The sequence below is a fragment of the Streptomyces sp. NPDC007856 genome, assembly GCF_042868225.1.
Classification (GTDB): Bacteria; Actinomycetota; Actinomycetes; order Streptomycetales; family Streptomycetaceae; genus Streptomyces.
In genome coordinates, this window is the sequence record NZ_JBIAEC010000008.1 from 13,325 (window position 1) to 23,371 (window position 10,047).

Below are 10,047 nucleotides of genomic sequence, written 5' to 3' on the forward strand. Positions count from 1 at the left end.
TGCTCCGCCGACGGAGCGGAGCGATCCGGGAACGGAGTTCTGCGTGGACATCGTCGTCAAAGGCCGCAAGACCGAGGTGCCCGAGCGGTTCCGCAAGCACGTGGCCGAGAAGCTGAAGCTGGAGAAGATCCAGAGGCTCGATGCCAAGGTGATCAGCCTCGACGTCGAGGTGTCCAAGGAGCCCAACCCCCGACAGGCCGACCGCTGTGACCGAGTGGAGATCACGCTCCGCTCCCGCGGTCCGGTGATCCGGGCGGAGGCAGCGGCAAGCGACCCGTACGCGGCACTCGACCTGGCGGCGGAGAAGCTGGACGCCCGGCTGCGCAAGCAGCACGACAAGCGTTTCTCCCGCCGAGGCGCACGCCGGATCTCGGCGGCCGAGGTTCCCGACCACGTGCCGGGCGCGGCGACGCTGAACGGCAACGGCCTCCCCGCTCAGGAGGAAGAGACGGACGGAGTGCCGACGAAGAAGATCGGCTCGCTGGAGGTCAAGGGAGAAGGCCCCCTCGTCGTCCGCGAGAAGACGCACGTCGCCGCTCCGATGAGCCTCGACCAGGCCCTTTACGAGATGGAACTGGTCGGCCACGACTTCTACTTGTTCGTCGACGCGGAGACGAAGGAACCCAGCGTCGTCTACCGACGGCACGCCTACGACTACGGCGTGATCCACCTCAGCACGGACCCGATGGTCGCTGAGGCGCAGCATCCCGCGGCAGGTGGCACGCTGGGCGGCTGACCCATCCGGCCCACGTCGAGCCGGTGCCCCTGGAAGCGCGTGTGCGCCCCCAGGGGCACCTGTGTGCGACCAGTTCGCGCCTCGCTCGTCGCCCCGGTGCCGTCCGGGCATGGAATCATGGCCGGACCGGCCCAACCGGTGGGCCGCTGCCTTGGGTTGGCGATGGCACAGGACCACAGGCCACAGCCTTCAGGGGGAGGAACGATGGCGGACACCTTCGGACCGATGCGGGACGAGGATGGTGACGACGGTGTCATCGGCATGGGCACGGATGCGGGCTCCGTTCGCGCGGAGCCGATCAGGGTCCTGGTCGTGGACGACCACGCCCTCTTCCGGCGCGGCCTGGAGATCGTGCTCGCGGCCGAGGAGGACATCCAGGTCGTCGGCGAGGCCGGTGACGGGGCCGAGGCCGTGGACAAGGCCGCCGATCTGCTGCCCGACATCGTGCTGATGGACGTCCGCATGCCCAAGCGCGGCGGGATCGAGGCCTGCACCTCCATCAAGGAGGTCGCCCCCAGCGCCAAGATCATCATGCTGACGATCAGCGACGAGGAGGCCGACCTCTACGACGCGATCAAGGCGGGCGCGACCGGGTACCTTCTCAAGGAGATCTCCACGGACGAGGTGGCGACCGCCATTCGCGCGGTGGCCGACGGCCAGTCGCAGATCAGCCCGTCCATGGCGTCCAAGCTCCTCACCGAGTTCAAGTCGATGATCCAGCGCACCGACGAGCGCCGGCTGGTGCCCGCGCCGCGGCTGACCGACCGGGAACTGGAGGTGCTCAAGCTCGTCGCCACCGGGATGAACAACCGGGACATCGCCAAGGAGCTGTTCATCTCCGAGAACACCGTGAAGAACCACGTCCGCAACATCCTGGAGAAGCTCCAGCTGCACTCCAGGATGGAAGCCGTGGTCTACGCGATGCGGGAGAAGATCCTCGAGATCCGCTAGCGCCTACCCGAGCAGGCCGGCGAGTTCCCTCGTCAGGGGCCCGCGCAGACCGGGCGCGTCCACCCGCTCCACCCGGACGTCCGTGCAGTTCACCCAGGTCGCCGCCTCGACCAGGGCCTCGGCGACCGCAGGGACCGCCTTCGGGCCGTCCAGGGTGACCTGCCTGGCCACCAGCGTGCGGCCCTCGCGCGCCGGATCCACCCGCCCGATGAGCCGGCCGCCCGCGAGCACCGGCATCGCGAAGTAGCCGTGGACCCGCTTCGGCTTGGGCACGTACGCCTCCAGCCGGTGGGTGAAGCCGAAGATCCGCTCCGTGCGCGCCCGCTCCCAGATCAGCGAGTCGAACGGCGACAGCAGGGTGGTGCGGTGCCGGCCGCGCGGCGGAGTCGCCAGGGCCGCCGGATCGGCCCAGGCCGGCTTCCCCCAGCCCTCGACCTCGACCGGCACCAGACCCGAGTCGGCGATCACCGCGTCGACCTGCTCGCCCTTGAGGCGGTGGTAGTCGGCGATGTCCGCGCGCGTGCCGACACCGAGGGACTCGCCGGCCAGCCGGACCAGCCGGCGCAGGCACTCGGTGTCGTCCAGTTCGTCGTGCAGCAGCGCCTCCGGGACCGCGCGCTCGGCGAGGTCGTACACCCGCTTCCAGCCGCGCCGCTCGACGCACACCACCTCGCCGTACATGAGCGCGCGCTCCACCGCGACCTTGGTTCCCGACCAGTCCCACCAGTCGCTCGTCTTCTTCGCGCCGCCCAGCTCCGTGGAGGTCAGCGGGCCTTCCGTGCGCAACTGCTTGATGACCAGGTCGTAGACACCCTCGGGCAGCTCGTGGTTCCAGTGCGGGCGGTTGCGGTAGGCGCGGCGGCGGAAGGCGAAGTGCGGCCACTCCTCGACGGGCAGGATGCACGCCGCGTGCGACCAGTACTCGAAGGCGTGGGTGCCCGTCCAGTAGGCGGCCTCGACCGTCTTGCGGCCGACCGCGCCGAGGCGGGCGTACGGCACGAGTTCGTGGGAGCGGGCGAGAACCGAGATCGTGTCGAGCTGGACCGCGCCGAGGTGGCGCAGCACGCCGCGGACTCCGGCCCGCCGGTCGGGCGCGCCGAGGAAGCCCTGGGCCCGCAGGGCGATACGGCGGGCGTCGTCCGCGGTGAGAGTGGTGGTCGGGCGCGGAAGGGTCGTCATGGCCCGGACGATAGAGGGTGCCACTGACAGTCCGCGGTGAGCTGCGGCTTCGCTAGCCGCGGGCGGGCAGGTACGGCGCCGTGGACGGCAGCCCCAGGTCCGAGGGGAGCAGGGAGCCGACCCAGCAGTCCCGGCGCACTCCCTTGTTGTTGAGCGCGGAGCGCAGGGTGCCCTCGATGGTGAACCCCGCACGCTCCGCCACCGCTCGGGAGGCGCGGTTGCCGACCTCGGCGCGCCATTCGACCCGGTCGACGCCGACCTCGGTGAAGATCCACCGGCAGGCGGTGAGCGTGGCCTCGGTGACGTAACCGTGGCCGCGGTGCTCCTTGGCCGCCCAGAAGCCGACCTCCGCCACGCCGAGCGAACGCATGGTGAGACCGAGCATGCCGGCGAGTTCCCCACCGGTGAGGAACACACCGAAGGTGAACATCGAACCCTCCGCCCAGCCGTCGGGCACCAGCTGCTCGGTGAAGCCGCTCGCGTGCTCGGGCAGATACGGCGAGGGCACCGTGGTCCAGCGCTGGATCTCGGGGTCCTGCGCGGCGTCGTGGACCGCCTGGGTGTCGTGCGGGCCGACCGTGCGCAGGATCAGGCGGTCGGTGGTGAGTGTGACGGGTTCCATCGGCTGATTGTGCTCGGCGATACGCGGCCAGGCCATCGGTTTTCGCTATATGTGAGCGCGTGATCACAGTTCGCGCAATTCCTCGCGCGGATGCGGCACTATCCGTGGGGCCCGTCCGTTGTCCGGGATGAAGCAGCCACGAAGCAGCCGTCGCACCGCCAGGCCTCCCGGCCCAGCCGGGGTCTCGCATACGATGGCCGTTGCTCAGTACGTCAAATGGAAACCGACCGTCCCAGGCCCGACCGGCAAGGAGACAAACCCCCGTGTCCGTCCTCTCGAAGATCATGCGTGCAGGCGAAGGCAAGATCCTGCGCAAGCTGCACCGCATCGCGGACCAGGTCAACTCCATCGAAGAGGACTTCGTGAACCTCTCCGACGCCGAGCTGCGGGCCCTCACCGATGAGTACAAGCAGCGGTACGCCGATGGTGAGAGCCTGGACGACCTGCTCCCCGAGGCCTTCGCCACCGTGCGCGAGGCCGCCAAGCGCGTCCTCGGCCAGCGGCACTACGACGTGCAGCTGATGGGTGGCGCCGCCCTCCACCTCGGCTATGTGGCCGAGATGAAGACCGGTGAGGGCAAAACCCTCGTCGGCACCCTGCCCGCGTATCTGAACGCCCTGTCCGGCGAGGGCGTCCACATCGTCACGGTCAACGACTACCTGGCCGAGCGCGACTCCGAGATGATGGGCCGCGTCCACAAGTTCCTGGGCCTGAGTGTCGGCTGCATCCTCGCCAGCATGACCCCGGCGCAGCGCCGCGAGCAGTACCACTGCGACATCACCTACGGCACGAACAACGAGTTCGGCTTCGACTACCTGCGCGACAACATGGCGTGGTCCAAGGACGAGCTCGTCCAGCGCGGACACAACTTCGCCATCGTCGACGAGGTCGACTCCATCCTCGTCGACGAGGCCCGTACGCCGCTGATCATCTCGGGCCCGGCCGACCAGGCCACCAAGTGGTACGGCGACTTCGCCAAGCTGGTCACCCGCCTGAAGAGGGGCGAGGCGGGCAACCCGCTGAAGGGCATGGAGGAGACCGGCGACTACGACGTCGACGAGAAGAAGCGCACGGTCGCCATCCACGAGGCCGGCGTCAGCAAGGTCGAGGACTGGCTGGGCATCGACAACCTCTACGAGTCGGTGAACACCCCGCTCGTGGGTTACCTGAACAACGCCATCAAGGCCAAGGAACTCTTCAAGCGCGACAAGGACTACGTCGTCCTCGACGGCGAAGTCATGATCGTCGACGAGCACACCGGCCGTATCCTCGCCGGCCGCCGCTACAACGAGGGCATGCACCAGGCGATCGAGGCGAAGGAAGGGGTGGACATCAAGGACGAGAACCAGACGCTCGCCACGATCACCCTGCAGAACTTCTTCCGCCTCTACTCGAAGCTGTCCGGCATGACCGGAACGGCGATGACCGAGGCCGCCGAGTTCCACCAGATCTACAAGCTCGGCGTCGTCCCGATCCCGACCAACAGGCCCATGGTCCGCAAGGACCAGTCGGACCTGATCTACCGCACCGAGGTCGCCAAGTTCGAGGCGGTCGTCGACGACATCGCCGAGAAGCACGAGAAGGGCCAGCCGATCCTCGTCGGCACGACGTCCGTCGAGAAGTCGGAGTACCTCTCGCAGCAGCTCAGCAAGCGCGGCATCCAGCACGAGGTGCTGAACGCCAAGCACCACGAGCGCGAGGCGTCGATCGTCGCGCAGGCCGGCCGCAAGGGCGCGGTGACCGTGGCCACCAACATGGCCGGTCGTGGTACGGACATCAAGCTCGGCGGCAACCCCGAGGACCTCGCCGAGGCGGAGCTGCGCCAGCGCGGCCTCGACCCCGAGGAGCACATCGAGGAGTGGGCCGCGGCCCTGCCCGCCGCGCTGGAGAAGGCCGAGCAGGCCGTCAAGGCCGAGAAGGAGGAGGTCGAGGAGCTCGGCGGCCTCTACGTCCTCGGCACCGAGCGGCACGAGTCCCGGCGTATCGACAACCAGCTGCGCGGTCGTTCCGGCCGTCAGGGCGACCCGGGCGAGTCCCGCTTCTACCTCTCCCTCGGCGACGACCTGATGCGCCTGTTCAAGGCCCAGATGGTCGAGCGCGTGATGTCCATGGCCAACGTGCCGGACGACGTGCCGATCGAGAACAAGATGGTCACGCGCGCGATCGCGTCCGCGCAGTCGCAGGTCGAGCAGCAGAACTTCGAGACCCGTAAGAACGTTCTGAAGTACGACGAGGTCCTCAACCGGCAGCGCGAGGTCATCTACGGCGAGCGCCGGCGCGTGCTGGAGGGCGAGGACCTGCACGAGCAGGTCCAGCACTTCATGGACGACACGATCGACGCGTACATCCACGCGGAGACCTCCGAGGGCTTCCCCGAGGACTGGGACCTGGACCGGCTGTGGGGCGCGTTCAAGCAGCTCTACCCGGTGAAGGTCACCATCGAGGAGCTGGAGGACGCCGCCGGCGACCGGGCCGGTCTGACCGCGGAGTTCATCTCCGAGTCCATCAAGGACGACATCCACGAGCAGTACGAGGCCCGGGAGGCGCAGCTCGGCTCCGAGATCATGCGTGAGCTGGAGCGCCGGGTCGTGCTGTCGGTCCTCGACCGCAAGTGGCGCGAGCACCTCTACGAGATGGACTACCTCCAGGAGGGCATCGGCCTGCGCGCGATGGCGCAGAAGGACCCGCTGGTCGAGTACCAGCGTGAGGGCTTCGACATGTTCACCGCGATGATGGACGGCATCAAGGAGGAGTCCGTCGGCTATCTGTTCAACCTGGAGGTCCAGGTCGAGCAGCAGGTCGAGGAGGTCCCGGTCGAGGCCGCGGAGCCGGTCGGCGAAGGTGTTCCGGAGACGGTTCCGGCGCAGGCCGGGGCGCGTCCGGAGATCCGCGCGAAGGGGCTGGACGTTCCGCAGCGGAGGGATCTGCACTTCTCGGCGCCGACCGTCGACGGTGAGGGCGGCATCGTGGAGCGCGACCTGGAGGACGACGAGCCGGTGCGGTCCGAGGCGGACGGGCTGACGCGGGCGGAGCGGCGGCGGCAGGCCAAGGGCGGGCGGCGCCGTAAGAAGTAGCGGTTGCCCGCGGCGCTTCAGCCGTGTGTGAAGGGCCGGGTTCCTTTGGGAACCCGGCCCTTCTGCTGCTAGGGGCGGGGGCCGGTCTCCACTGCTGTGCAGCGCCAGCGGAGGTCGTGGCCGCGTTCCAGGCGGAAGGCGAGGGCGCGCAGCTGGTTGCCGGCGGCGATGCGGGCGAAGACCTCCAGGGCGCCCTCGCTGGGGACGTAGTAGCCGATGTCGTGGACGACGGGGCGGGCTCCGCGGGTGCGCAGGGGGCTGCGTTCGGCGAGGCGGGTCAGGTCGTCGTAGGCGCGGCCGGCGGTGTGGCGGAGCATCCAGTGGACGGGCCGCTGACCGCTCAGGACGGCCAGCAGACGGTCGGCGAAGAGGTCGGTGGGGCGTACCGGGGGCAGGACTGTCTCCGGCGCTGTGCGGGCCGTATCGGCGTTTCGGGGCGCGGCCGGTGGCATGGCATGCCTGCCCCTGATCGACGGCTTCCGGGGTGGGGCGCCGCCCGGGCGGCGGGTGTCGTGCCGGGTCGGCGGGCGGTGGCGCGGGTGCGGCGCGCGGTACGTCGTCTGGGGCGCGGTGCGGCTCATGACCTTGTTCATGGGATCCCCGTTCGGCGGGCCCGGTGATACCGGGCGGTAACCAGCTGGTGGGGATCTTGTACGGGGGCGGCTGGCGGGGTGGCAAGCAGGGCGGGGAGGGCTCGGAAGGTGCGGGAAGGTTCACCTATCCGAGGGGTGCGGGGCGCGCCGGACCGCCAGGTGTGGCGGGTGTACCGGGTGAATCCGAGGCCTGGAATGGACGGCTCCCGCGGCCTGGGCACAGACCCGAAAGGGGACCGGCGCACGTATCCTGTAGGCCCTCGGGAGACGCGGCAACCGGCCTTCCCGGGGCCTCAGCGGAGCCTTTGAGCAGGAAAGAGCGGCCAGCATGCGCGTCTACGTCCCCCTGACCCTCCCCGGTCTCGCCGAGGCGCACAAGACGGGCGAGCTGGGGAGCGGCCCGTTCCTGGCGTACGCCGTCACGCCCGCGCTGCGCGAGTGGTACCTCTCCGAGGACATCGAGGAGCTGGAGTACGCGGCGCTCAGCCGGGCCGCGCTGGCCTCCCTGCGGCTGCTGGCTGTGGACCGGGGTGCGGTACGGCGCCGGGTCGTGGTCGCGGTGGACGTGGCCGACGGCGCCGCGAGCGTCGACCCGGACCGTGGGCTGGACCCGTCCGCCCTCGGCGAGGTGACCGTGACGGTGTCCGTGCCGCTCGCCAAGGCGGCCGCGGTGCATGTCGACGCCGATGACGCGGAGCAGGACGTGGCCGCTGCGGCTGAGGCGCTGGAGGCGGCCGACGGTGGGGACGACGACGCGCAGTTCGTGGTGGACGGCGCGGACGATCATGAGCTGCTGTGGTACGCCTCGCAGGAGATTCCCAACCTCGTCGGACTCGCCTGACCCGATCCGACCTGGGCGGATTCACCGGCCGGCCTCGTTGTCAGTGGGGGCGGGTACGGTTTCTGGCATGGGGATGAAGGGGAGTTCGCACATCGTCTGGGACTGGAACGGCACGTTGTTCCACGACAATGACGCGATCATCGGGGCGACGAACGCGGCCTTCGCCGAGCTGGGCCTCGAACCGATCACGCTGGAGCAGTACCGGTCGCTGTACTGCGTGCCGGTGCCGAAGTTCTACGAGCGCTTGATCGGACGGCTGCCGACCGATGCCGAGTGGGAGCTGATGGACGGGGTCTTCCACCGGTACTACGCCGAGCACCGGGCGCGGTGTGGTCTGGCCGAGGGCGCGGAGCAGCTGCTCGCGGGGTGGCGGTCGGCGGGGCACAGCCAGTCGCTGCTGAGCATGTATGTGCACGAGGAACTGGTGCCGCTGGTGCGCGGGTTCGGGATCGAGGCGCACTTTCTGCGGGTCGAGGGGCGTACGGGGCCGTCCGGGGGGAGCAAGGCCGAACACATGGTGCGGCATCTGGAGGCGCTGGACGGGGTCGTGGAGCCTGCGCGGACCGTGGTGATCGGGGACGCGGCGGATGACGCGGTCGCGGCGCGGTGGGTGGGGGCGCGGGCCGTGCTGTACACCGGGGGGTCGCACAGCCGGGCCAGTCTCGAGGAAGTGGGGGTGCCGGTGGTGGACACGCTGGCCGAGGCGGTGGAGGAAGCGCAGCGAATAGCGGCGTAGCCGCGGGTGCGGTGGCGGTGCTCTGTGCGGTGGCGGGGTGGGTTCGCTTGCCGGCGCCGGCGGGGCGCAGGGCGCAGGGTGCCGCCGCTGGGCGACGGGTGTTTCGCTTGCCGCGCCGGCGGGGTGCGGCTGCGCCCACCCGTGCCGCCCAGCGGCACGACTGCCCGAGCCACGCAGGTGCGTCGGCCCGGTGGCACACGACTGCCGCGGCTGCGAAGCCGCGCAGCCCCTCAGCTCGCCGGTGTCTTGGAGCGCAGGATCTTGAGGAACTCGCGCATCCAGGTCGGGTGGTCGGGCCAGGCTCGGGAGGAGACCAGGGTGCCGTCGACCACGGCTTCGGTGTCCTGGAAGCTCGCCCCGGCTGCCTGCATGTCGGGCTCCAGCGCGGGATACGCCGTGACTCGGCGGCCGCGCAGGCTGTCGATCGCCGCGGTGAGCAGCGGGCCGTGGCAGATCTGGGCGACCGGCCGGTCGGAGTCGAAGAACGCCTTGAGGATCTTGCGGAGCTCGGGGTCGTTGCGCAGATACTCGGGGGCCCGGCCGCCGGGGATGACGAGGGCCGCGTACTCGCCCGGGTCCACGTCGGCGAAGGCCAGGTCGGCGGGCCAGGTGTAGCCGGGCTTCTCGGTGTAGGTGTCGTAGCCGGGTTCGAAGTCGTGGACGACGAATCGGAGGGTCTTGCGGGAGGGGGCCGCGATATGGACCTCGTAGCCTTCCTCGCGCAGGCGCTGGTACGGGTAGAGGACTTCCAGGGACTCCGCCGCGTCGCCGGTGACGATCAGGATCTTCGCGGGCATGTCGGCTCCTCCGGGTGCTCCGGTGCTCCTGCACTACCTGTGTGCTCCTGTGCGGGATTCACTGTCCCTGGCAACGTGCCAACACCGGGCGTGCTTGCCAAGAGGGCCGTCGCGGTTCCGGCCCACGTCCGAGCGCCGGGAGCGCACCTCGTGGCAGGGTGCTCTGCTCTCAGAGTGCGGTCAGGCACCGTCCGGCGCGACCGGGCACCTCGCCGGATACGCCACCGCCCCTCAACCCACCCCTGTGCAGAACGTCAAACTTCACCCCTCGGTTTTGTACACATACGGCTCATGACGGGCCCCCGGTAATGAGCGATAGCCTTGTGGCGTGATCAGCGCGATATCTCGCGGGGGCGATCCTGCTCCTGCCCTGCGCCCGGGTTGCACGGAACACCTCCGTGACCGGGCGGCGGTCGCTGGTCTTCGCGGGCGGGACGGGGCCGCAGCAGCCCCCGGGACGCCGAGGGCAACCCTGGACACGGCGGCGCCGAGAGCAGCGTCACACCCCACGGGCGTGT

At 69.9% G+C, this 10,047-nt stretch carries 9 protein-coding genes; 5 read left to right on the forward strand and 4 right to left on the reverse strand.

Going from position 1 to position 10,047, the window contains the following annotated elements; all coding sequences use genetic code 11:
• The first annotated feature begins 43 nt into the window (after nucleotides 1-43).
• The gene (hpf, locus tag ACFYOH_RS20030; RefSeq protein ID WP_388627242.1) at nucleotides 44-736 is read left to right on the forward strand and encodes a ribosome hibernation-promoting factor, HPF/YfiA family; all 693 of its coding nucleotides are present in this window, start codon (nucleotides 44-46) and stop codon (nucleotides 734-736) included.
• Between the two features lie 204 nt (nucleotides 737-940).
• Nucleotides 941-1,687: a response regulator gene (locus ACFYOH_RS20035; RefSeq protein ID WP_388627244.1), complete on the forward strand. Its 747-nt coding sequence runs from the start codon at nucleotides 941-943 to the stop codon at nucleotides 1,685-1,687.
• A 3-nt stretch (nucleotides 1,688-1,690) separates the two neighbouring features.
• Here ACFYOH_RS20035 and ACFYOH_RS20040 read toward each other — a convergent pair whose 3' ends face one another.
• Entirely contained in the window at nucleotides 1,691-2,866 is a 1,176-nt protein-coding gene (locus ACFYOH_RS20040; RefSeq protein WP_388627246.1) for a winged helix-turn-helix domain-containing protein, read from the reverse strand.
• 52 nt (nucleotides 2,867-2,918) lie between these two features.
• Nucleotides 2,919-3,488 (reverse strand): GNAT family N-acetyltransferase, encoded by a 570-nt coding sequence (locus ACFYOH_RS20045; protein ID WP_388627247.1) that lies wholly within the window; start codon nucleotides 3,486-3,488, stop codon nucleotides 2,919-2,921.
• Nucleotides 3,489-3,751: 263 nt separating this feature from the next.
• Between ACFYOH_RS20045 and secA the strand changes: the two genes are divergently transcribed.
• Nucleotides 3,752-6,562 carry a preprotein translocase subunit SecA gene (secA, locus tag ACFYOH_RS20050; RefSeq protein ID WP_388627249.1) on the forward strand — a complete coding sequence of 937 codons (2,811 nt, stop codon included), beginning with the start codon at nucleotides 3,752-3,754 and terminating at the stop codon, nucleotides 6,560-6,562.
• 68 nt (nucleotides 6,563-6,630) lie between these two features.
• Here the strand turns inward: secA and ACFYOH_RS20055 are convergent, their stop codons facing one another.
• Nucleotides 6,631-7,155 (reverse strand): Rv3235 family protein, encoded by a 525-nt coding sequence (locus ACFYOH_RS20055; RefSeq protein ID WP_388627251.1) that lies wholly within the window; start codon nucleotides 7,153-7,155, stop codon nucleotides 6,631-6,633.
• Nucleotides 7,156-7,483: 328 nt separating this feature from the next.
• On the opposite strand from ACFYOH_RS20055, the gene ACFYOH_RS20060 reads away from it, so the two are divergent.
• On the forward strand, nucleotides 7,484-7,996 hold the full coding sequence (locus ACFYOH_RS20060) for a DUF6912 family protein (RefSeq protein WP_388627253.1): 513 nt from the start codon (nucleotides 7,484-7,486) through the stop codon (nucleotides 7,994-7,996).
• 67 nt (nucleotides 7,997-8,063) lie between these two features.
• A complete protein-coding gene (locus ACFYOH_RS20065; RefSeq protein WP_388627254.1) occupies nucleotides 8,064-8,732 on the forward strand; it encodes an HAD family hydrolase in 669 nt (222 codons plus the stop codon).
• A gap of 230 nt (nucleotides 8,733-8,962) precedes the next feature.
• Here ACFYOH_RS20065 and ACFYOH_RS20070 read toward each other — a convergent pair whose 3' ends face one another.
• The gene (locus ACFYOH_RS20070) at nucleotides 8,963-9,529 is read right to left on the reverse strand and encodes a DJ-1/PfpI family protein (RefSeq protein ID WP_388627256.1); all 567 of its coding nucleotides are present in this window, start codon (nucleotides 9,527-9,529) and stop codon (nucleotides 8,963-8,965) included.
• Between the last annotated feature and the right edge of the window lie 518 nt (nucleotides 9,530-10,047).

What these genes read in the sequence shown, in the direction of transcription:
- ACFYOH_RS20035 (WP_388627244.1), top strand. Translation starts at nt 941, where the DNA reads ATGGCGGACACCTTCGGACCGATGCGGGACGAGGATGGTGACGACGGT.
- ACFYOH_RS20040 (WP_388627246.1), bottom strand. Translation starts at nt 2,866, where the DNA reads ATGACGACCCTTCCGCGCCCGACCACCACTCTCACCGCGGACGACGCC.
- ACFYOH_RS20045 (WP_388627247.1), bottom strand. Translation starts at nt 3,488, where the DNA reads ATGGAACCCGTCACACTCACCACCGACCGCCTGATCCTGCGCACGGTC.
- ACFYOH_RS20055 (WP_388627251.1), bottom strand. Translation starts at nt 7,155, where the DNA reads ATGAACAAGGTCATGAGCCGCACCGCGCCCCAGACGACGTACCGCGCG.
- ACFYOH_RS20060 (WP_388627253.1), top strand. Translation starts at nt 7,484, where the DNA reads ATGCGCGTCTACGTCCCCCTGACCCTCCCCGGTCTCGCCGAGGCGCAC.
- ACFYOH_RS20065 (WP_388627254.1), top strand. Translation starts at nt 8,064, where the DNA reads ATGGGGATGAAGGGGAGTTCGCACATCGTCTGGGACTGGAACGGCACG.
- ACFYOH_RS20070 (WP_388627256.1), bottom strand. Translation starts at nt 9,529, where the DNA reads ATGCCCGCGAAGATCCTGATCGTCACCGGCGACGCGGCGGAGTCCCTG.